Origin of the sequence: Corynebacterium sp. USCH3 (assembly GCF_037619475.1) — a bacterium.
In the GTDB taxonomy this organism is placed as follows: Bacteria; Actinomycetota; Actinomycetes; order Mycobacteriales; family Mycobacteriaceae; genus Corynebacterium.
In genome coordinates this window covers 46310-67151 of record NZ_JAQPZT010000006.1, presented here as the reverse complement: position 1 = coordinate 67151, position 20842 = coordinate 46310, and the positions used below count along the sequence as shown (strand labels likewise).

The window sequence follows — 20842 nt, the reverse complement described above, 5'->3', positions numbered from 1 at the left end:
CGCAGTACCCACTGCCCCGGGGATATCCGGGCGCGAATGTCACAAATAATTTACATGAGCCAATGACGTCACATCTCCGCAGGTCATAGGAGATCCTCGGAAATGACATGCAGCCTACCTCACCCACATCGGAGATATTTTCTCGGAGGAAACCTGGCGCTCCGGCCGCCGTGGATGTACGGTCACGATAAAACGAATGTGGTTCATTTAACAAGGAGGACATGAACATGACCACCACCACTCACGAGCGCGACGTCGTCGTCATCGGCGCAGGTCCCGCCGGCCTCACCGCCGCCTACACCCTGGCGAAGGCCGGTAAGACCGTCACCGTCCTGGAGGCCCGCGACCGCGTCGGCGGCCGCACCTGGAACGGCAACGTCCTCGACGACAACGGCACGCCCCACTTCATCGAGATCGGCGGCCAGTGGATCTCCCCGGACCAGACCCGCCTGAGCGACCTTGTCGACGAACTCGGCCTGGAGACCTACCAGCGCTACCGGGAGGGTAAGTCCGTGTACGTCTCCCCCGACGGGTCCCGCCACACCTACGAAGGTGACCGCCTGCCCTGCTCCGAGGAGACCGAGGCGGAGATGGACAAGCTGATCACACTCATGGACGACCTCGTCCTCGAGGTCGGTGCTGAGGCACCGTGGGCCGCCGAGCGGGCACAGGAGCTCGACACCGTGCCGTTCCGTGACTGGCTCGGCCAGCACAGCGACGACCGGGAGGCCATCGACAACGTGTCGATCTACGTCGCCTCCGGCATGCTCACGAAGCCGTCGTACGCCTTCTCCACCCTGCAGGCCGTCCTCATGGCCGCCTCTGCCGGCTCCTTCTCCAACCTCGTCGACGAGGATTTCATCCTCGACAAGCGCGTGGTCGGCGGCATGCAGTCGGTGTCGCTCACCCTCGCCGAGAAGATCCGCGAGCTCGGCGGGGACATCGTCCTGTCCTCCCCCGTCCGCGAGATCACCTGGCACGAGGTCGACCCGACCACCGCCGACGAACCCAACAAGATCGCCGCGGACGTCCGCAACGGCGTGCCGGACGACGGTGCCGCCGGGTCCGTCACCGCCGTCGCCGACGGCGCGACCGTGCACGCACGCAACGTGGTGCTGGCCGTCCCGCCGAACCTCTACAACCGCATCCAGTTCGTCCCGCCGATGCCCCGCGAGCAGCACATCGCCCACCAGCACATCTCCATGGGCCTGGTCATCAAGGTGCACGCCGTCTACGAGACGCCGTTCTGGCGCGAGAAGGGCCTCTCCGGCACCTCCTTCGGCGGTGGCCGCCTGGTTCAGGAGGTCTACGACAACACCAACGTGCAGGCCGGGCCGGACGGCGCGCCGGTGGAGGACGCCAACGGCACGCTCGTCGGGTTCATCTCCGACGTCTACGCCGAGAAGATGTGGGCGCTGCCCGAGGACGAACGCAGGGAGGCGATCCTCTCCGCCATGGCCGACTACCTCGGCGAGGAGACGATGAACCCGATCGCGTTCTACCTCTCCGACATGGCCGCCGAGGAGTGGACCCGTGGCGCCTACGCCACCAGCTACGACCTCGGCGGCCTGCACCGCTGGGGCCACCTGCAGAACCGGCCGACCGGCCCGATCCACTACGCCTGCTCTGACATCGCCGCCGAGGGCTACCAGCACGTCGACGGTGCCGTCCGCCAGGGCGAAGCTGTGGCAACGACCATCCTCGAGGGGCTCTGAGCCCCATGCCCGCCACCGCCACCGCGCGCATCGTCGTCGGTTACAGCGCGACGTCCACCGGTCAGGACGCCCTGCGTCTCGGCATCGCCATAGCCAGGGAGCGAGACGCCCACCTGTACCTGGTGATGGTCGCCCCCGAAGACGACGCCTTCACCGCCGCCCAACCCTTCGACCAGAGTTACGGGCGCATCCGCGACCGCCAGCTGCAGACCTGGCTCGATGAGGCCGCAGTGGCCGTCCCCGACGACGTCCGGTGCTCGACGCTGCTCGTTCCCGCCCAGTCGGCTCCCGAGGGCCTACTCGACGCCACCCGACGACTCCGAGGCGGACTCATCGTCACCGGGTCCCGTCCCGGCGGGCTCCTGCGCCGACACCGGCTGGGCACCATGGCATCCCACCTGCTGCACGCGTCCCACGTGCCGGTGGCCCTGGCCCCGGCCGGCTACGACCATCCCGGCCCGCTCGGGCACGTCACCGCGATGTTCGGTCCCCGCCGCGGGGTGACCGACCTCATCGGTGAAGCCATCGTCACCGCCCGCAACCGTGACATCCCTCTGCGACTGGTCTCCCTGGTGACCCTGGACGTCACCGACAAGGCCGTCCCTGAGAATCAGTCCGAGGTGACCACCGACGTCCTCGACGACCTCGAGACCTACGCCACGAAGCGCCTGGCGGAAGACGCGACCGAACTCGTGGAGTCCGGGCGTGCGACGACCCACATCGCCACCGGGCGCGACGTCCCGGGCGCCATGGCCGAGCTCACCTGGCACGACGACGAGATCGTGCTCGTCGCCTCGTCCCGCCTGGCGTCCCGCGGACGGATGTTCCTGGGGTCCACCGCCACGAAGATGCTGCGGGTGGCACCTGTCCCGGTCATTGTCATCCCGTCAGGCTATTCCTTCCACGCCCCTTCCCCTGAACCCGCCGATCCCGTCACGGAGGGCTGACCCTTGAGCACACACACCACCGACACCACCGGAAGCGGCACCTCAGCCGTCGCGGCCCCCAGCGACAAGGGCCTGGCCAAAGGACAGATCGGCGTTCTGGGCACCGTGGTCATCGGCGTCGGCTGCATCGCCCCCGCCTACACGCTGACCTCCGGACTGGGACCCACCATCGCCGAGGTGGGCGCACACGTGCCCGCCATCCTCATCCTCGGCTTCCTGCCGATGCTGCTCGTCGCCTTCGGCTACCGGGAACTCAACTCCCGGTTCCCCGACTCGGGGACCTCCTTCACCTGGGCGACGAAGGCCTTCTCCCCGTGGGTCGGCTGGATGGGCGGCTGGGGCCTGATCGCCGCCACCGTGATCGTGCTGTCGAACCTGGCGGCCGTCGCCGTAGACTTCCTCTACATCCTGCTCGGCCAGATACTCAACAACGACAGCATCGCCGAACTGACCCGCAACCTGTGGGTGAACATCCCCACCACGCTGGTGTTCATCGCCGTCGCCGCATGGATCTCCTACCGCGGACTGGGATCGACCAAGATGCTGCAGTACATCCTGGTGGCCATCCAGTTGGTCGTGCTCACCGCCTTCGCCGTCTCAGCGATCGTGCAGGCGAACAACGGCAGCTCCTTCGATCCCACACCGATCAGCCTGGACTGGTTCAACCCGGCGGGCATCGAGGACTTCTCCGTCATCGCCGCGGGCATCTCGCTGTCCATCTTCATGTTCTGGGGCTGGGACACCACCCTGACCATGAATGAGGAGACCAAGGACCCGAAGACCACGGCCAGCCGTGCATCCACGATCACGGTACTGATCATCATCGCGATCTACACCCTGTGTGCCGTCGGTGTTGTCGCGTGGGCCGGTACCGGCGCAGAGGGACTCGGTGCCGGGAACCCGGAGAACCAGGAGTCACTGTTCGCCGCGCTCGCCTCCCCCATCATGGGGCCCTTCGCGATCCTCATGTCGATCACTGTGCTGACCTCCTCCTTCTCCTCCCTGAACTCCACGATGATCTCCCCGTCACGGACCCTCCTGGCCATGGGCTACTACAAAGCCCTGCCCCCGGTGTTCTCGAAGATCAGTCCACGGTTCCGCACCCCGTCGGTCGCCACGGTCACCTCGGCGGTGGCTGCCGGCGCCTTCTACACCATCACCCGCCTGATCAGTGAGAACGCCCTCTGGGACACGATCACCGCACTCGGCCTGATGATCTGCTTCTACTACGGCATCACCGCCCTGGCGTGCGTCTGGTACTTCCGCAAGGAGCTGTTCGTCTCGGCACGCAGCATCATCTTCCGGTTCCTGTTCCCCCTGGTCGGCGGAGTCATCCTGCTGGTCATGTTCGTGCAGACCGCCGTGGACTCACTCGACCCCGACTACGGTTCCGGGAACTCGATCGCCGGCATCGGTATGGTCTTCATCCTCGGAGTCGGCGTGCTGCTCATCGGTGTGGTCCTGATGGTCTGGACCCGTGTCCTCCACCCCGCCTTCTTCCGTGGCGAGACCCTGCCCGTCACCGAATCCACCAGCGACAACTCCGACACACTCGACGACGCCCCGGAGACAAGCCCAGTAAAGGAGCCGCTCCCGTGACTTCAACCGCCCCCACCACCATGCCCGCCGAATGGTACCCGCACGAGCAGACCTGGATGTCGTTCCCGACCGCGAATGACACTTTCGGTCCCGACGGTTCCGAGACGCTCACCCGTGCCCGTGGCGCGTGGGCCAGGGTCGCCCGCACCGTCGCACTGTATGAGCCGGTCACCCTGATCGTAGACCCCGACGATGAGCAGGTCGCCCGAGACCTCCTTGCCGGCACCACCGGCATCACACTGGTCAGCACTCCGCTCGACGACGCCTGGATCCGAGACTCCGGCCCCACCTTCGTCCATGACGCCGACGGCTCCCTACGCGCCGTGAACTGGATCTTCAACGGGTGGGGAGCACAGTCCTGGGCTGCCTGGGAAAATGACGCCCGGTTGGCCACCACCGTCGCCGACGCCGCCGGCGCCCCCGCCGACGACTCACCATTGGTCGGAGAAGGCGGCGGCCTGCATGTCGACGGCCGGGGCACCGTACTGCTCACAGACACCGTCCAGCTGGACCCCGACCGGAACGCCGGATGGACGAAAGAACAGGTAGAAGAAGAGATCCATACCCGCCTGGGAACCCGGCACGCCATATGGCTTCCTCGCGGACTCACCCGGGACTACGACGGATTCGGGACGAGAGGGCACGTCGACATCGTCGCCTCGTTCACCGAGGCTGGCCATGTACTGCTGCACCGACAGGAGAACCCCGACCACCCGGACCATGAGGTCACCCGGGAGCTCCGCAAGGTACTGGACTCCGCCGTCGACGCCGATGGGAACCCCCTGACAGTCGTCGACCTCCCGGCCCCCGACGTCCTGCGGGACGAGGAGGGCTGGGTCGACTACTCCTACATCAACCATCTGGTCTGCAATAACGCAGTCATCCTGTGCGCTTTCGGTGATGAACAGGCCGACGAGCGCGCGCGGGGCATCCTCGCCCAGTCCTACCCGGGCCGCACCGTGGAACTCGTCGATGCCCGCGACATCTTCGCTTTCGGTGGCGGCATCCACTGCATCACCCAGCAGCAGCCTGAGGTGCGTCATGGATGACATCTATGACGTGACCGGGAAATCCATCGCTGAACTCCGCGCCAACCTCGAGGACGGGACAACGACCGCCGTCGAGCTGGTGGAGGCCTACCTGGCCCGGATCAAACAGTTCGACCATCCCGATCCCACACGCGGGGACGGTCTCGCCAGCGACGGTGGCGTCCCACTCAACACGATCATCGTCGACAACCCCGACGCCCTGGACGATGCCCGCGCCTCCGACGACCGTCGCCGCGCCGGCACGACCCTCGGCCCCTTGGACGGTATTCCCTACACGGCGAAAGAGTCGTATCTCGCCCGCGGGTTGACCGCATCGGCAGGTTCGCCTGCCTTCGCCGACCTCGTCGCACAGAAGGATGCCTTCACCATCGAGAGGCTACGCGACGGTGGTGCCATCCTGCTGGGGCTGACCACGATGCCGCCGATGGCGAACGGGGGTATGCAGCGCGGCCTTCACGGGCGTGCGGAAAGCCCGTACAACCCTGACTACCTGACCAGCGCGTTCGCCTCCGGGTCATCCAACGGTTCCGGCACAGCGACAGCCATGGAGTTCGCCGCCTTCGGACTCGGTGAAGAGACCTGGTCGTCCGGGCGAGCCCCGGCCTCCTGCAACTCGCTGTGCGCTTACACGCCGTCGCGCGGAGTGATCTCGACCCGCGGCAACTGGCCGTTGGTACCGACGATGGACGTCGTCGTCCCCCACACACGCTCCATGGCCGACATGGCTGAGGTGCTGGACGTCGTCGTCGCCGACGACCACACCACCCGTGGTGACTTCTGGCGCATGCAGTCGTGGGTGGAGGTCCCGGCATCCTCGGACGTGCGTCCGGCGTCCTACACGGAGCTGGTGGACGTCAGCGCCGCAGAATTGGACGGCGTGCGACTGGGAGTTCCCCGGATGTACGTCAACACCGACCCAGCGTCGGGCACCGGCGGCGACCGTACCACCGACGCCGGGGTCGGCGGGCCGATGGGCCGGCGCATCGATACGTCCGACTCAGTCATCGACCTGTGGGAGGCCTTGCGCCACGACCTCGAGTCCGCGGGTGCGACCGTCGTCGCCGTCGACTTCCCCGCCGTGACCAACTACGAGGGCGACCGGCCCGGTGCCCCGACGATCTCCACCCGGGGCCTGGTCTCCGCCGACTACCTCGACATGGAGGTCGGTGCCCTGTCAGCGTGGGCGTGGGAGGATTTCCTGCAGGCCAACGGAGACCCTGGCCTCCACTCACTCTCCGTGGTCGACGGGTCCACGATCTTCCCGCACCCCGACGGTGCCCTGCCAGACCGCTACGACGGCTTCGACGACGACATCGCCACCTACCCCGACCTCGTCGCCCGGATCAGCCACACCGGACCGTCCGACCTCACCGACAACCCCGCCCTGCATCTGCTGCCGGACGGCGTCCGTGGTCTGGAGGAGACTCGCCGGGTCGATCTCGAGAACTGGATGGACGACCTGGCACTCGATGCCGTCGTCTTCCCCGCCATGGCCGACGTCGGCCCCGCCGACGCGGACGTGAACTCCGACTCCGCCGACCGCGCCTGGCGCAACGGTGTCTGGGTCGCCAACGGCAACCTCGTCCCCCGGCACCTCGGCATTCCCACGGTCACGGTACCGATGGGAATCACCGCGGATAAAGGAATGCCGGTCGGACTCACCATCGCCGGGCGTGCCTGGGACGACAACCGACTACTCCGGTTCGGCGCCGAGATCGAGGCGACAGCACCTGCCCGGACCCGTCGAACACCACCAGAACGCACCACCCCCACCACCGAAAGGCCCGTGTCATGACTGCACTAGCACCAAAGCCCGAGCGGAGTACTCCCCCGGGCCCACCGTCGGACGGGATGAGCGCAGAGACAACCACAGTTGACGGCGCCGCCCGCGACACCAGCCCGGTAACCATGGACGACCCTGACGTCTCGGTACACGGTCCGGAGACACGTGGAATCGAGTACATCACCGAGGACAAGCGTGGCGGACGCCCCGGCTCCCTGTTCTGGGTGTGGGCGACTCCGAACATCAGCTTCCTCACCATCACCCTCGGGGCCGTGCTCGTCGCCGGGCTGGGACTCAGTCTGTGGCAGGCACTCGCGGTCACCGTCATCGCGAACCTGGGTTGGATACTGGTCGGCATCCTCGCGGTCAGTGGACCTGCGGCGGGTACCTCCGGCTCCGTCATCACCCGTGCCATGTACGGCATCCGAGGCAACAAGATCATTGTCGGCCTCTACGGCTGGCTGCTTTCCGCGGTGTACCTGTCCCTGACCTGGTCCGCGGCCTCCGTCAACGGTGTCGGCCTGCTGGCACGGTTCGGGGTGCCCTCCAATGCAGCAGTCAACGTCACCGTGGTGATCGTAATCTCCGGAATCACCGCTCTCGTCGGCATCTACGGTCACGGACTGATCACCAGGCTGTACCCCTACGTCGCCAACGGGCTGGCCGTCGTCTTCCTGCTCGCCACGGTGTTCATGATCCCCCACTTCGACCTGAGCTACCAACCGTCCGAGCACCTCAGTGGAGCAGAACTCGCGGCAACCATGACGGTCGGAGTGGCCATCCTCGCGTCCTCCCCGTTGTCCTTCTTCAACAGTCCTGACATGGCCCGCTACCTGCCGAGTTCAACACCGAAGTGGAAGACCGCCGCAGCCACCGGTTGCGGCGGAGCGACCGCAGGCATCATCTTCACCATGGTCGGAGCACTGATCGCCACCGGCACGGGATTCGACATGATCGGTGACCCACTCGGAGCCTTCGAAACGGCGATGCCTTCCTGGTTCTTCCCGATCTTCACCCTCGGCGTCATCGTCGCAGCGATCGGACTCAACGGAATGACTATCTACAGTGCAAGCCTTTCGCTGCAGGCCCTCGGTATTCCGCTGAAACGTATCCCGTCGACACTGATCATCACCGTCATCGGCACGCTTCTGACGATCTTCTCCGTGGCCGTCTATGACTTCACCACCTCGGTGTCGCTGCTCCTGCAGCTCATCGTCATCGCCTCCGGCCCGTTGATCAGTGTCTTCGCCGCCGACGTGATTCTTCGTCGGAACCAGTACGACGGTCGGATGCTGCTCGACGATGCCCCCGGCAGCCCCTTCTGGTACCGCGACGGCTGGAACTGGAACGGTCTTGCCAGCATCTCCATCGGCGGAGTGGCCGCCCTGCTGTGCATCAACACCGACGTATTCGTCGGCCCGGTGTCCAGCCTCACCGGGATGGACCTCTCGATCCCCGTCGGCATCTTCGTCAGCGCCGGAGTCTACTTCCTTCTCTTCCGCAGGACCTCCACCGAATACCCGACCTCCCGCTAGGAGCAGAACATGACCACGATCTACCACAACACCACAATCTTCACCGCAGACGCTGACGGAAACACCGCCGACGCCTTTGCCGTTGACGACGGGCGTTTCATCGCGGTGGGGTCTCTCGACGACGTCCGTACCGCTTCCGCCGACTCAACAACGCCGGTCGAGGAGGTCGACCTGAACGGGCGCTTTGTCGCCCCCGGTGTCATCGACTCGCACACCCACCTGGCCTCTTTCGGCACGGCCCTCGGCAAGGCACAGCTGCGTGACTGCCGGTCGCTGGAGGAGATCCAGCAACGTCTCCTGGACTGGCGCCGGGAGAATCCGGACGCCCCCCGGGTCCTGGGGGTCAGTTGGTTGTTCGACGCCATCGGTGATTCGCACCCCACCGCTGCAATGCTCGACGATGTCCTCCCCGACATCCCCGTCTACCTCGACGCCAACGACCTCCACTCCACCTGGCTGAATACGGCTGCTCTGCGAGAGGCCGGTATTGACCGGGACACCCCCGACCCCGTCGGCGGAGAGATCGCCCGCGACGACTCAGGCGAGGCAACCGGTCTTCTCTACGAGACTGCCGGGCGCAAGTATGCCTGGGACTTCCTCGACAGGGTCGCCACCACCGAGGACAAGATCCGCTCGCTGCGTCTGGCGTTCTCCGCGTACCTGGAATCCGGGGTCACGGGAATCACCGACATGGCGCTGACGGAACCTGAGGTCTCCGGGCTACGCACCATCATCGAACGGGACGGCCGTCTGCCGTTCCCCATCACCGGGCACGTCCTGATGATCGCCGAAAGTGATCCCCGGGCGAACCTGGACCAGGTCGACCGGGTCATCGCGCTGCGGGAGGAACTCGAGGCCAGCGGCGAATCCGAATGGTTCAGGATCGCCGGCGTGAAGTTCATCATGGACGGGGTGATCGACGCCAAGACCGCAACAATGTGCTGCCCGTACGCCGACGGATCGAACGCCGACCCCATCTGGGACGCTGAACGGATGAAGCCGGTTGCCGCAGCAGTGGACGCCGCTGGCCTTCAGATCGCCATGCACGCCATCGGTGACCGCACCAGCGAGATAGCGATCGAGGTCCTTGAGCACTGCGCCACGGAGAACCAGAGTGACATCAGGTCGCGCCGCCACCGTATCGAACACCTCGAGAGCGTCACCGATGACACGATCCGTCGGATGGCTGAGCTCGGAGCCGTGGCTTCCATGCAGCCGGTGCACAGTGATCCGGCGATCATGGACAATTGGAAGGCCGTCCTCGGAGACGAACGACAGGAGCGTGGCTTCCCGTGGCACAAGTTCCGTGAGGCAGGTATCGCGATGACACTAGGGACCGATGCTCCGACGGCACCCCACGAGGCACTTCCTAATCTGTACATCGCCCTGACCGGTGGTTCCTCCCTGTCCCCTTCCCTGCCGCCGTACCATCCGGAGCGCGCATTCACCCCCGCTGAGGCGCTCACTGCGCTCAGTGCCGGAGGTGCCTACGCTGGACATATGGACAGCACCGGTCAGATTCGGCCCGGGTTCCGGGCGAACTTCATCAAGGTGGACGTCAACCCCCTCGACGCCGATCCCCGGGATGTCCTCGGAGCTGAGGTCCTTGCCACCTACGTTCTCGGGGAATGCGCGTACTCCTCGACAGCTGACCACACCGACAAGAACTGATTTCCCCGAACTTTCAAGGAGAGAACCATGACTGAGGGCACCAACTCACACCCGTACCGCAGCATCGACGTCGCCACCGGCTCCGTCCTGTCCGAGCACGACCACGCCACCGACGCCGAGATCAGCACCGCCCTGGACGCCGCGCACAACGCTGCCGCCTCCTGGGGCGCGACGAGCATCGAGGAGCGCGCCGAGATCGTCCGGCGCGTCGCCGACCTGTTCGCCGAACGCCAGGACGAGCTCGGGGCGATCATCACCCGTGAGATGGGCAAACCCGTCGCCGAGGCGCCCGGTGAAGCGGAGTTCAGCGGCGACATCTTCCGCTACTACGCCGACAATGCCGCGAAGCTCACCGAAGACCTCGTGATCGAGGACACCGCGGAGTCCCGGTCGGTCGTGCAGCGCCGCCCGGTGGGCACCCTGTTGGGCATCATGCCGTGGAACTACCCCTACTACCAGGTCGCCCGGTTCGCCGCGCCGAACCTGATGCTGGGCAACACCATCCTGCTCAAGCACGCCGAGAGCGTGCCGGAGTCGGCCCTGGCCATCGCCGAGATCATGGAAGAGGCCGGCGTCCCCGAGGGCGTGTACACCAACATCTTCGCCACACACGATCAGATCGCCACGATCATCGAGGACCCCCGCGTCCAGGGTGTCTCCCTCACCGGTTCCGAGCGTGCCGGTGCCGCGATCGCCGCGCAGGCCGGCGCGGCGTTGAAGAAGGCCGTGCTGGAGCTCGGCGGCTCCGACCCCTACGTGATCCTCTCCAGCGACGACGTCCGGGCCGCCGCCCGCACCGCGCTGGGGATCCGCCTGGAGAACACCGGCCAGGCCTGCAACTCCAACAAACGCATCATCGTGCACGAGGACGTCTACGACGAGTTCGTCGACGAGGCCGTGCACATCATCGGCGCGTTGAAGCCGTCGGACCCCACGAAGGTGGACAACGTGCTTGAGTCATTCGGGCCGATGTCGTCCGAGGGTGCGGCCGACAAGATCGTCTCGCAGATCGCCTCGGCGGTGGAGTCGGGGGCGACGCTACGCACCGGCGGTGAGCGTCTCGGCGGCGAGCACGCCGACGGGTTCTTCGTCTCCCCGGCGGTGATCACCGACATCCCGGTGGGCTCCGACATCTACTATGAGGAGTTCTTCGGCCCGGTGGTACAGGTGTACAAGGTCTCCTCCGACGACGAGGCCCTGCAGCTGGCCAACGACACGCAGTACGGGCTGGGATCGTCCGTCTACGCCACCGAGGAGGGTCGTGCCGAGAAGTTCGCCGAGGGCCTGCAGGCCGGCATGGTGGGTGTGAACCAGCCCGCCCCCGAGACCGAGGAGATGCCGTTCGGCGGGGTGAAGCGTTCCGGGTACGGCCGCGAACTCGGCCCGCTGGGCATGGACGAGTTCGTCAACAAGCGACTGTTCTCGGTGAAGAAGTAGGCCAACCGGCCCCGGACACCTACTGGCGCCGCCCCAGCAGGGAGCCGATGTCCCTGGCTGCGGCAGCAACCTGGTCAAGCAGTTCCTGTGTGATCTCCAGGTCCCGTCTCGTCGCGACGGACACCGAACCGAGCGGGTCGTTCGTCGCCCGGATGGGCATCGCCAGCGCAGACACGTCTGCGTCGTACTCCCCCCTGGTCACACAGTATCCGGCGTTCCGGATCTCCGAGAACTGCTTCTCGATGTCGGACACACCGGTACGCGTATGTTCGGTGTACTGTGCCATCGGACGTCTACCCGTGAGCTGGTCACGCATGATCTTCGGCAGAAACGCATAGTATGCCTTAGAGATCGCGCCCACGTGCGCCGGAAACAGTTCACCTGTCATCGGATAGTTCCGCAACGGACCGTCGACACCATCGACCGCGACGACAGCGCGCATGTGTGCATGGTCGGCGACGGCGAACGTCGCCGTCAGCCCCGTCCCCTCCGCCAACTTGGCGACGATCGGTCTCATGACATTCGCCAGTGATGCCGCGCCGTGCCATGTCCTGGCCAGCCCGAGGGCCCGCCCACTGAGCCGGTAGGTCCGCCGGTGCGGATCCCGACGCAGAAAGTCCATCGCCGTAAGCGTCTCTATCGTCCTCATGGCGGTGGAGGTCGAACACCCCAGGCATCGTGCCAGCTCAGTCACCCCGATCTCCCGACGCTCCCCGTCAAACAACAGAAGGGCGCCCAGAGCCCTTTCGGCGCTGCGCAGTGTGTCAGCCATGTAACGAGGATACCGTATAGCGGGAAAACTATTGATCTGCGCGGGTCCGTACAAGACGCTGAGAGTCGTCCCACCACCACGACACGACCTCAGTGAAGGACCACTCCGTGACTGACACACGCTATGCCTACTTCGATACCGCGGCGGCCGCACCACCGGTCGACAAGGCCGTCGACGCCGCCGTCGACTATCTCCGGACCACCGCGGACGTCGGCCCCTACCTGCCGTCGTTCCGCGCCGACATCTACTCCCGGGTGGAGGAGGTCCGCGCCGACACCGCGACACTGTTCCAGGCCCGCCCCGAGGAGATCGCCTTCACCCGCAACGGCACCGAAGCCATCTGCCTGGTCGCCCGCGGACTGCACTGGCACGACGGTGACGAAGTCATCGTCCCCGACACCGAGATGCTGAGCAACATCGCCATCTGGAGGATGCTCGAGAAGGAAGCCGGGGTCACCGTCGTCACCGTCGAAACAGACGCCACCGGCGTCCTCGACGCCGGAAGAATCAACGACGCCATCACCGACCGGACCCGGCTCGTGACTTTCACCTCCCTGTCCAACGTGACCGGGGTGGTCCAACCCGTCCGCGAGATCTGCGAGGTGGCCGCCGCCCGTGGAGTGCTCAGCCATGTCGACGCCGCGCAGTCGGTCGGACTGATGCCCTCCGGATTCGACGACTGGGGCTGCGACTTCATCTCGGCCTGCACCCGCAAGGGGCTGCGCGGCATCGAAGGCTCCGGCGTCCTGGCGGTGCGGCAGCACCTGGTGGAAGAGCTGACCCCCACCCTCGCCGGATGGTGGAACGCCAGTATCGACGCCACCACAGGTGAGGTGACTTTCCCCTCGACCGCCCGGCGGCTGGAGGCGGGATCGCCCAACGTTCCCGCCGTCCTCGCCCTGGGCGGGGCCCTCGAGACCGCACTGGATGCGGGCATCGGCCACATTGAGGACACCGTCCACGAACTGACCGCTTACGCGGCCACCGGCCTCCGCGCCATCCCCGAGGTCGACATCTACGGGCCGACCGACGACTCCCGCCGACTGGGCATCATCCCGTTCAACCTCACGACCGTCGATTCAGACACCCTCACCAGGATGCTGGAGGAACGGGGGATCATCATCGAGTCCGGTCACTTCATGGCAGGACCGATCCTGGCGGGTTACGGCATCGAGAGAATGGCCCGGATCTCACTCAACTACTTCAACACGCACGACGACGTAGACCGTCTCATCGACGCCGTCAACGATGCCCGCAGCACGGCTGCGGCCGACAGGTAAGGACACACAGCATGACACGCGCACTACTCATGAGCAGCTCCCGCAAGGACAACCTCGGCTACCTCGAGCACGCCGACTCCCAGCTCCGGACCATCCTGGACGGGACGAGCCGGAAGGTCCTGTTCATCCCCTACGCCGCCGTCTCCTTCTCCTACGACGTCTACGAGGACCTCGCCTCCCCCGCCTTCACCGCGGCGGACGCCGAACTGACGTCCATCCACCACGCCGACGATCCGGCGTCAGCCGTCGAGAACGCCGACGTCATCGCCGTCGGCGGCGGAAACAGCTTCGCCCTCCTGAAGCGGCTGTACGACGCCGGCCTGGTCGACAGGATCCGGGAACGGGTGCGGACGGGCCGGGCGTCCTACATCGGTTGGAGCGCCGGGACGAATGTGGCGACGCCGAGCATCCGGACCACCAACGACATGCCGATCGTCGAGCCTCCGACCCTGTCCTCGATCGGGCTTGTCCCGTTCCAGATCAACCCGCACTTCATCCCCGGCAAACCTGCGGGCCACAACGGAGAGAGCCGTGAGGAACGCCTGCTGGAGTTCACCACGATCAACCCGGCCGAGGACGTTCTCGCGCTCTACGAGGGCGGTGCCCTGTACGTCGACGGTGGTGACGCCACCGTCCTCGGCGACAGAGACGCGCTCGTGTTCTCCCACGACGCCGACCCCCGCACCATCGACCGCCAGACCAGCTTCGCCCTGGCTGACCTGAAAGGACCGGTGAACTGATGTCACTGCGCGAAATCATGGACGTCTGCGACCTCATGGACGACCCGGGACTGTCCGGCGAAAGCGTCGCCGCCCTCCTGCGGGCACCGGACGCTCCCGGTGTCCAGGTGGAGATCGAGAGTGTCGCCTACGCAGAACCCGAGGACACCTCGGCCACCTGCGACTTCGTCAAGGTCGTGATCCCGGGTGCCGACGGTGCCAGGGCCGGCGGCGATGCCCCGACGCTCGGCCTGGTCGGACGTCTCGGTGCGCAACAGGCGCAACCGGAGAGAACCGGGTACGTCTCGGACGCGGACGGATCGATCGTCGCCCTGGCCGCTGCCCTGCGGCTCATCCGCCTGGCAGCCGCCGGCGGTCAACTCGACGGCGACGTCATCGTCACCACACATGTGGCGACGCGGGTGAGCATCACGCCACGGGAGCCGGTCGACTTCATGGGGACGCCGGTCGGCTCCGACCTCATGAACGCCTTCGAGGTCGACCCCGCGATGGACGCGATCCTGTCCTTCGACACGTCCAAGGGCAACCGGCTGATCAACCACCGCGGGGTGGCCATTTCGCCGACGGCGCGGGCCGGCTACCTCCTCCCCGTCGCCGATGACCTGGTTACGCTGCTCGAGTACGCGACCGGTGAGCCCGCCCGGACGTTCCCGCTGGCGCAGCAGGACATCACCCCCTACGACAACGGGCTGCGCCACTTCAACTCGATCATGCAGCCGACGGTCGCCACACAGGCACCGGTCGTCGGCGTCGCACTGACCGCCAAAGCCGTCGTTCCCGGATCCTCCACAGGAGCCAGTTACGAGAACGCGCTCTTCGACGCCACCCGGTTCGCCGTGCAGGCGGCCAAGCAGTTCGGCCGGGGTGAACTGAGCTTCATCGACACCGATGAAGTAGATACCCTCACCGAGCGGTACGGCAGTATGGACCGATTCCAAAAATAGGGACGCCGTCGCACGTGACCACACATGTGCCCGGTCCGCTCCTCCTCTGAGAAAGAGTCATCATGGATAAGACTCCCGTAGCGGATGACACCACTACAACACACCACCATCCCCGGGCCTTCGAACCCGGCGTCCTCGTACTCTGCGTCCTGCTCAGCCTTCTCGGCGCCGTCATCGGTGTCCACCTGATCACGACCCTCGGCATCTCCGCGAACACCAGTGTCATCGGAGCCGTCATCGCCATGCTGATCGGCCGGGCGTCCTACTTCGGGCTGACGAAGTTCAGGAACCCGCACCGCCAGAACCTCCTGCAGACCGCGATCTCGACGGCGACATTCGCCGCAGCCAACGGGCTCCTGGCCCCCATCGCGATCCCCTACGCCCTCGGGCAGCCCGACCTCGTCTGGCCGATGCTGCTCGGCTGTTCGTTCGGTGTCGCCGTCGACGTCTTCGTCCTCTTCCGTGCGTTCGGTTCCCGGTTCCTCCCGGCGTCGGCGCCGTGGCCGCCCGGCGTCGCGTCGGCGGAGACGATCCGTGCCGGGGTCGTCGGCGGGAAAAGGGTCTTCATCCTGGTGGGAGGTGCCGTCGCCGGCGTCGCCGGGTCGCTGCTCTCCCTGCCGATGTCCGCGGCCGGTGTCGCCCTCATCGGCAATGTCTGGGCGCTGCTGATGTTCGCGATCGGACTCCTCATCTCCCAGTACGCTCCGGTTCTCTGGGACATCAACCTCAGCGAACTCTACGTCGCACACGGCTTCATGATCGGAGCAGGCCTGGTCGCGTTGCTCCAGGTTGTCTGGATCATCGTCAAGTCCCGCACCACGTCCGGGAAGCGCTCGGAGGCCGACCGCCTCGACCGGGTCGCGCAGGACGAGACCCTGGGGTACACCATCACCGACACCGGTCTGGGCCGGGCGATCGGCACCGGCTACGTCCTGTTCGTTCTCGGCGCCCTGCTGATCGCCCTGATCGGCGGCGCGATGTCGGACCTCTCCCTGTGGGGGATGCTCGGTTTCATCCTCTTCGCCGGCGTCGCCGCGATGATCCACGAGTTGATCGTCGGTCTGGCCGCAATGCACGCCGGCTGGTTCCCCGCCTTCGCCGTGACACTGATCTTCCTGATCATCGGCCTCTTCCTGAATATCCCCACCACGCCACTGGTCATCCTCGTCGCCTACTGTTCGGCCACCGGTCCGGCCTTCGCCGACATGGGGTACGACTACAAGGCCGGCTGGATCCTGCGACGCGAGGTCCGCCCCTGGCGGTCCTACGAACTCGCCGGACGCCGGGAACAGCTGAAGGCCTCGATCATCGCCATCGTCGTCGCAGTCGGAGTCGTCGCCGTCTCATGGCAGGGCCTGTTCAGCCAGGGCAGCATTCCCCCGTCCTCCCACGTCTTCGCCGAAACCATCACCGCCGGAGTCTCCGACCCCCACGTGGCCGTCACGATGGCACTGTGGGCGATTCCCGGCGCGGCCATCCAGCTCATCGGAGGATCGACACGGCAGATGGGTGTCCTCTTTGCCACCGGCCTCCTGGTGTCCACGCCCCACGCGGGGGTTCTGGTCCTCATCGCGCTCGCGGTCCGCGTCGTCTGGCGCAGGTACCGCGGAGACGACGACACCACCCTCGCCCTGGTCGGAGCTGGAATCATCGCCGGCGACAGTGTGTTCAACGTCGCCAAGGTCGCACAGTAGCCCCACCCAGCCCACGACCAGGTCGTCCTACCTCCGCGCCCGCGCGGTCTGGTCGTAGACGGTGTAGTAGTCGCTGCGCACCAGGCCGCGGTCGCGGACGCGGAACGCCTCGCGGGCCCCGTTGTCGCCACGCACCTGCCCGTCCAGCCACGCCGTCATCAGCGTGAAGTAGCGGCCCTGGTAGTCCACCGGTCCGGTGGTCACGGGACCGAGGTGGTCGGCGCCGCGCACCCCGACGATCGTCTGGTGCTTGTGCTCTGCCAGCGCGTGCATCGCCTGGTGCGAGAGCCCGCCGAGCCCGTACTGGTCGTGCTCGCCGTACATGATCAGCACGGGGAGGTTGTCCGGGACCAGTGGCTCCGCGGCGTAGTAGTTCGCCGGCAGCCCCATGTTCACCGCACCGGCCAGGCGGAACCCGGGGATCTTCGCTCCGAGCACGCCCACCCCGCCCTGCGTGGCCGACGCCCACAGGGACGCCCCCGCACCGGCGGAGTACCCCACCAACGCGCTGCGGGTGAAGTCCGCCTTCTGCGCGAGCGCCCCGGGGCGCCCCTGCGTGATCTCCAGGCCGAGACTGCTGAGGTGCGCCTCCGGGGTGACGGCGGTGAGATTCGCCGCCCCGTACCCGATGCGGACGGCGTACCCCCGCGAGGCCAGCTTCTTGGCGTAGGTCTCACCGAAGAACCGGCCGTCGCCGCCGACACCGGCGGTCATCAGCACGAACGGGAACTTCTGGTTCGGGTCAGACGAACGCGGGACGTAGTCCCGGTGACCGAACTGGAGCACGGGCACCCCTCCCGGCCCGAACGGCGGCGGTGCCCATTCGCCGTATTCGGCGACACTGTAGTTCCCGCCGCCGGCATAGCCCGGGTAGGTGGCAGGGGCGGCGTGGGCGCTCGCGGAGAACGCGACGGCCCCCGCCAGGACCAGCGCGACGGCGCGTCGGAGAACCTTGAGGTGACTCATGGTCCCCATCTTCACGATGGTCGGCGGAACGACCATATCGGTGTTGCGGAATCACCGGCAGCCATAAGATCCGGTGATCCCGGGCCCGTCACCGCGTGGTGTAGCCGCCGTTGGCGAAGATCGTCTGACCGGTGATCCACCAGCCTTCGGTGGCCAGGAAGCGGATGATCGGCGCGATGTCCTCGATCTGGGTGAGCTGGTTCCCCATGGCCTGGGACTTGTGGAACTCGACCCGTTCCGGGGTCTCCTGGCCGTAGAAGAACGGGGTGTCCATCGGGCCGGGCGCGACGGCGTTCACCGAGATGCCGCGGTCGGCGAACTCCTTCGAGGCCGCGCGGGTGAAGTGCTCCACCGGGGACTTGCCACCCGCATAGGTGGAGTAGCCGTCGGTGAAGGCGGCCAGCAGGGCGGTGACCACGGTGATGATCTTCCCGTCGTCCGCCAGGTGCCGTCCCGCCTCCTTGAGGAAGAAGTAGGCGGCCTTGGCGTTGATGTCCAGCATCGAGTCGTACTCGTCCTCGGTGGTGTCCACGATGGGCTTACGCAGGACCTTCCCGGCGGTGTTCACCGCGACGTCGATCCGTCCGACGGCCTTCTCTGCCTCGGCGAACAGTGTGGCGACGTTCTCCGGCGACGTCAGGTCCGCCTGCAGGACCGCACCCGTGACACCTTCGGCCTCGACAGCCGCGAGGGTGGCCTCCGCCTCCTCACGTGAACCGTCGGAATTGTAGTGGATCACCACGTTCGCTCCGGCGGCTGCGGACTGGCGCGCCACCAGTCCCCCGAGGTTCTTTCCTCCGCCGGCGATCAGGACGTTCTTTCCCTTGAGTGTGCGTTCAGTCATGGCGCCTTCCTGTGTCGTGTACAGAATGTCAATATCGCTGACATGTGTCTATATATCGGCGATATATGCGCTACCGTAGCAGCATGGGCAAGGACATGTCGACGGGTACGAGGGAAAAGTTGATCGCCGCCGCCGCGGACATGATCGCCCGCTCCCCCGGTGAAGACTTCTCACTCCGTGCGGTGTGCGACGCCGTCGGCGTCAAACTCCCCACGGCGTACCACTTCTTCGGTTCGAAGCAGGGCCTTGCCGACGCCGTCGTGGAACATGGCTTCGACATGTACATTTCCCGGAAGCAGGACATGGAATGGTCCGGCGACCCGATCCAGGACATCCGTACCGGATGGGACGCCCACGTCGACTTCGGTCTGGCGAATCCGGGCTTCTACGCGCTGATGTACGGCAACGTCCAGCCCGGCCACGCCCCCGCGGCCCAGTCCCGTCCCGATGAGATCCTGCTCGGCCTGACCACCCGCGCCGCCGAACAGGGACGCCTGGCCGTCCCCCCGGAGCAGGCCAAAGCACATGTCCTGGCGACCAATATCGGGGTCACCCTCCGCCAGATCATCGAGGGCGCGCCGGACCCCGACCTGTCCGCGGCCGTCCGCGAAGGCGTGATCAGCGCCATCACCGGGACAGGCGCCCCCGCGGAGTACGGCACACACCAGGCCTTCGCCACCGCGGCCGAGACTGCCGCCGCCCACCCCGACGTTCTCGGGGCAGCCGAGACACGGCTGCTCCAGGAGTGGCTGAAGCGGCTGAAAGACATGACCACCACCACTTCCCCGACACAAGGAGAATCCCCGTGACCCCCGGACGCCTGAACATCCTCGCCTGGACGGCCGAACTCGCCGGCCTGCTCATCGTCCTGCTCGGCGTCCTCAGCGTGCTGCCGGACCGGTTCCTGGCCGCAGGCCTGCTGCTCATGGTCGTCGGCATCCTCGCGAAACTGCGGGCCAACCGGAAGACGCAGCAGGGGTGAGCGCGGCAGTGCCGCAGACCCGGACCTACAGCGTCCGCCGCGAGACGAACCGGTAGCGGTCGCCGCGGAACGCCGACTCGGTCCATTCCACGGGCCGTCCTCCCGCACCGAATCCGGTGCGGTGCACCAGAAGCAGGGGCAGCCCGGTGGACACGCCCAGCAGGTCCGCCCGCAGCGGATTGCAGGGAATCGTCTCGACGACGTCCTCGACCTCCACGATCGCCATGTCGTACTCGTCGGCCAGCATGCGGTACAGCGAGTCCTGCGCCTCCAGCCGTCCCGTCAGCTCCGTGAGGTCGCCGGGCAGGTGCACGGTCTCGTGCGCCAGCGGCTCCCCGTCGACGGTGCGCAGCACCTCGAACCGGGTGATCTCGGCACCGTCGTCCAGACGGAGCTTCTCCCGCACCGTCCCGGAGGCTGCCTCGCAGCGCGCGGACACGACCACCCGGCCCGGACGCCACCCCTGCGACACGGCGTTGCTGGAGAACGACACCTGCGGGAGCAACAGCATCTTCGGCGAGGCGACGAAGGTGCCGCGCCCCTGGGTGCGTTCCAGGCGTCCGTCGGCGACGAGCTCACCGGTCGCCTGCCGCACCGTGGTGCGTGACGTGGCGAAACGTTCGGCGAGCTCGCGCTCGGTAGGCACCGCGGCACCGGGCTCGAGACCAGCGATGAGCTCGAGGATCTGGTTCTTGACCAGGTAGTACTTGGGCACCTTCATGGCACCACCGTACCGACATTGGTGTAGACCAAACAATCGGCCCGACGGCGTGACCCTTGACACAGTTAATTGGTCTAGTCCAATATTGTCGGTACTGGTCCGGGCTGCCCCTCCCCAGTCCCCGGACCCCCACTGACGCGAGGAGCCTCCCGTGACCACTCCA

Annotated in this window: 18 protein-coding genes; 14 read left to right on the top strand and 4 right to left on the bottom strand. The window is 66.5% G+C overall.

Translation table 11 applies throughout. The annotated features are described in order from the left end of the window. Positions 1 to 227 precede the first annotated feature (227 nt). The 8 genes from PQI66_RS13095 to PQI66_RS13060 are packed head-to-tail and all read left to right on the top strand — an operon-like array spanning position 228 to position 11736. Complete coding sequence (locus tag PQI66_RS13095) at positions 228 to 1715, top strand: flavin monoamine oxidase family protein (protein ID WP_339998959.1); 1488 nt, start codon at positions 228 to 230, stop codon at positions 1713 to 1715. Positions 1716 to 1720: 5 nt separating this feature from the next. Further along, positions 1721 to 2662 carry a universal stress protein gene (locus tag PQI66_RS13090; protein WP_339998957.1) on the top strand — a complete coding sequence of 314 codons (942 nt, stop codon included), beginning with the start codon at positions 1721 to 1723 and terminating at the stop codon, positions 2660 to 2662. A 3-nt stretch (positions 2663 to 2665) separates the two neighbouring features. Next, positions 2666 to 4261: an APC family permease gene (locus PQI66_RS13085; protein ID WP_339998955.1), complete on the top strand. Its 1596-nt coding sequence runs from the start codon at positions 2666 to 2668 to the stop codon at positions 4259 to 4261. 20 nt (positions 4262 to 4281) lie between these two features. Next, on the top strand, positions 4282 to 5310 hold the full coding sequence (locus PQI66_RS13080; RefSeq protein WP_339999175.1) for an agmatine deiminase family protein: 1029 nt from the start codon (positions 4282 to 4284) through the stop codon (positions 5308 to 5310). After that, the gene (locus tag PQI66_RS13075) at positions 5303 to 7105 is read left to right on the top strand and encodes an amidase (protein ID WP_339998953.1); all 1803 of its coding nucleotides are present in this window, start codon (positions 5303 to 5305) and stop codon (positions 7103 to 7105) included. The genes PQI66_RS13080 and PQI66_RS13075 overlap by 8 nt, the downstream gene beginning before the upstream one ends. Before the next feature lie 56 nt (positions 7106 to 7161). Then, positions 7162 to 8628, top strand: a complete 1467-nt coding sequence (locus PQI66_RS13070; protein WP_339998952.1) for a purine-cytosine permease family protein — start codon at positions 7162 to 7164, stop codon at positions 8626 to 8628. 9 nt (positions 8629 to 8637) lie between these two features. Continuing rightward, positions 8638 to 10299 carry an amidohydrolase gene (locus PQI66_RS13065; RefSeq protein WP_339998951.1) on the top strand — a complete coding sequence of 554 codons (1662 nt, stop codon included), beginning with the start codon at positions 8638 to 8640 and terminating at the stop codon, positions 10297 to 10299. A gap of 27 nt (positions 10300 to 10326) precedes the next feature. After that, entirely contained in the window at positions 10327 to 11736 is a 1410-nt protein-coding gene (locus tag PQI66_RS13060) for an NAD-dependent succinate-semialdehyde dehydrogenase (RefSeq protein WP_339998950.1), read from the top strand. Between the two features lie 19 nt (positions 11737 to 11755). Here the strand turns inward: PQI66_RS13060 and PQI66_RS13055 are convergent, their stop codons facing one another. Then, on the bottom strand, positions 11756 to 12508 hold the full coding sequence (locus PQI66_RS13055) for an IclR family transcriptional regulator (protein WP_339998949.1): 753 nt from the start codon (positions 12506 to 12508) through the stop codon (positions 11756 to 11758). A gap of 107 nt (positions 12509 to 12615) precedes the next feature. Here PQI66_RS13055 and PQI66_RS13050 point away from each other — a divergent pair, with 107 nt between their 5' ends. The 4 genes from PQI66_RS13050 (at position 12616) to PQI66_RS13035 (ending at position 17166) form a co-directional block, all read left to right on the top strand. Then, entirely contained in the window at positions 12616 to 13788 is a 1173-nt protein-coding gene (locus PQI66_RS13050) for an aminotransferase class V-fold PLP-dependent enzyme (RefSeq protein ID WP_339998947.1), read from the top strand. An 11-nt stretch (positions 13789 to 13799) separates the two neighbouring features. Further along, positions 13800 to 14528: a dipeptidase PepE gene (gene pepE / locus PQI66_RS13045; protein WP_339998946.1), complete on the top strand. Its 729-nt coding sequence runs from the start codon at positions 13800 to 13802 to the stop codon at positions 14526 to 14528. Continuing rightward, positions 14528 to 15472 (top strand): DUF1177 domain-containing protein, encoded by a 945-nt coding sequence (locus PQI66_RS13040; RefSeq protein ID WP_339998944.1) that lies wholly within the window; start codon positions 14528 to 14530, stop codon positions 15470 to 15472. The genes pepE and PQI66_RS13040 overlap by 1 nt, the downstream gene beginning before the upstream one ends. A 62-nt stretch (positions 15473 to 15534) precedes the next feature. Continuing rightward, a complete protein-coding gene (locus tag PQI66_RS13035; protein ID WP_339998942.1) occupies positions 15535 to 17166 on the top strand; it encodes an OPT/YSL family transporter in 1632 nt (543 codons plus the stop codon). Between the two features lie 27 nt (positions 17167 to 17193). Here the strand turns inward: PQI66_RS13035 and PQI66_RS13030 are convergent, their stop codons facing one another. After that, complete coding sequence (locus tag PQI66_RS13030; RefSeq protein ID WP_339998940.1) at positions 17194 to 18141, bottom strand: hypothetical protein; 948 nt, start codon at positions 18139 to 18141, stop codon at positions 17194 to 17196. A 79-nt stretch (positions 18142 to 18220) separates the two neighbouring features. Continuing rightward, positions 18221 to 18976 (bottom strand): SDR family oxidoreductase, encoded by a 756-nt coding sequence (locus PQI66_RS13025; protein WP_339998938.1) that lies wholly within the window; start codon positions 18974 to 18976, stop codon positions 18221 to 18223. 83 nt (positions 18977 to 19059) lie between these two features. Here PQI66_RS13025 and PQI66_RS13020 point away from each other — a divergent pair, with 83 nt between their 5' ends. Further along, positions 19060 to 19785 carry a TetR/AcrR family transcriptional regulator gene (locus PQI66_RS13020; protein ID WP_339998936.1) on the top strand — a complete coding sequence of 242 codons (726 nt, stop codon included), beginning with the start codon at positions 19060 to 19062 and terminating at the stop codon, positions 19783 to 19785. Further along, positions 19782 to 19958 carry a hypothetical protein gene (locus PQI66_RS13015; RefSeq protein ID WP_339998934.1) on the top strand — a complete coding sequence of 59 codons (177 nt, stop codon included), beginning with the start codon at positions 19782 to 19784 and terminating at the stop codon, positions 19956 to 19958. Before PQI66_RS13020 ends, PQI66_RS13015 begins: the two co-directional genes overlap by 4 nt. Before the next feature lie 25 nt (positions 19959 to 19983). Here the strand turns inward: PQI66_RS13015 and PQI66_RS13010 are convergent, their stop codons facing one another. Then, complete coding sequence (locus tag PQI66_RS13010) at positions 19984 to 20679, bottom strand: GntR family transcriptional regulator (protein ID WP_339998932.1); 696 nt, start codon at positions 20677 to 20679, stop codon at positions 19984 to 19986. Between the last annotated feature and the right edge of the window lie 163 nt (positions 20680 to 20842).

Excerpts from the sequence above, each read along its gene's own strand:
- PQI66_RS13025 (WP_339998938.1), bottom strand. The coding sequence starts at position 18,976 with ATGACTGAACGCACACTCAAGGGAAAGAACGTCCTGATCGCCGGCGGA.
- PQI66_RS13030 (WP_339998940.1), bottom strand. The coding sequence starts at position 18,141 with ATGGGGACCATGAGTCACCTCAAGGTTCTCCGACGCGCCGTCGCGCTG.
- PQI66_RS13010 (WP_339998932.1), bottom strand. The coding sequence starts at position 20,679 with ATGAAGGTGCCCAAGTACTACCTGGTCAAGAACCAGATCCTCGAGCTC.
- PQI66_RS13035 (WP_339998942.1), top strand. The coding sequence starts at position 15,535 with ATGGATAAGACTCCCGTAGCGGATGACACCACTACAACACACCACCAT.
- PQI66_RS13070 (WP_339998952.1), top strand. The coding sequence starts at position 7,162 with ATGAGCGCAGAGACAACCACAGTTGACGGCGCCGCCCGCGACACCAGC.
- PQI66_RS13040 (WP_339998944.1), top strand. The coding sequence starts at position 14,528 with ATGTCACTGCGCGAAATCATGGACGTCTGCGACCTCATGGACGACCCG.
- PQI66_RS13065 (WP_339998951.1), top strand. The coding sequence starts at position 8,638 with ATGACCACGATCTACCACAACACCACAATCTTCACCGCAGACGCTGAC.
- PQI66_RS13080 (WP_339999175.1), top strand. The coding sequence starts at position 4,282 with ATGCCCGCCGAATGGTACCCGCACGAGCAGACCTGGATGTCGTTCCCG.
- PQI66_RS13090 (WP_339998957.1), top strand. The coding sequence starts at position 1,721 with ATGCCCGCCACCGCCACCGCGCGCATCGTCGTCGGTTACAGCGCGACG.
- PQI66_RS13055 (WP_339998949.1), bottom strand. The coding sequence starts at position 12,508 with ATGGCTGACACACTGCGCAGCGCCGAAAGGGCTCTGGGCGCCCTTCTG.
- pepE (WP_339998946.1), top strand. The coding sequence starts at position 13,800 with ATGACACGCGCACTACTCATGAGCAGCTCCCGCAAGGACAACCTCGGC.
- PQI66_RS13020 (WP_339998936.1), top strand. The coding sequence starts at position 19,060 with ATGGGCAAGGACATGTCGACGGGTACGAGGGAAAAGTTGATCGCCGCC.
- PQI66_RS13095 (WP_339998959.1), top strand. The coding sequence starts at position 228 with ATGACCACCACCACTCACGAGCGCGACGTCGTCGTCATCGGCGCAGGT.
- PQI66_RS13060 (WP_339998950.1), top strand. The coding sequence starts at position 10,327 with ATGACTGAGGGCACCAACTCACACCCGTACCGCAGCATCGACGTCGCC.
- PQI66_RS13075 (WP_339998953.1), top strand. The coding sequence starts at position 5,303 with ATGGATGACATCTATGACGTGACCGGGAAATCCATCGCTGAACTCCGC.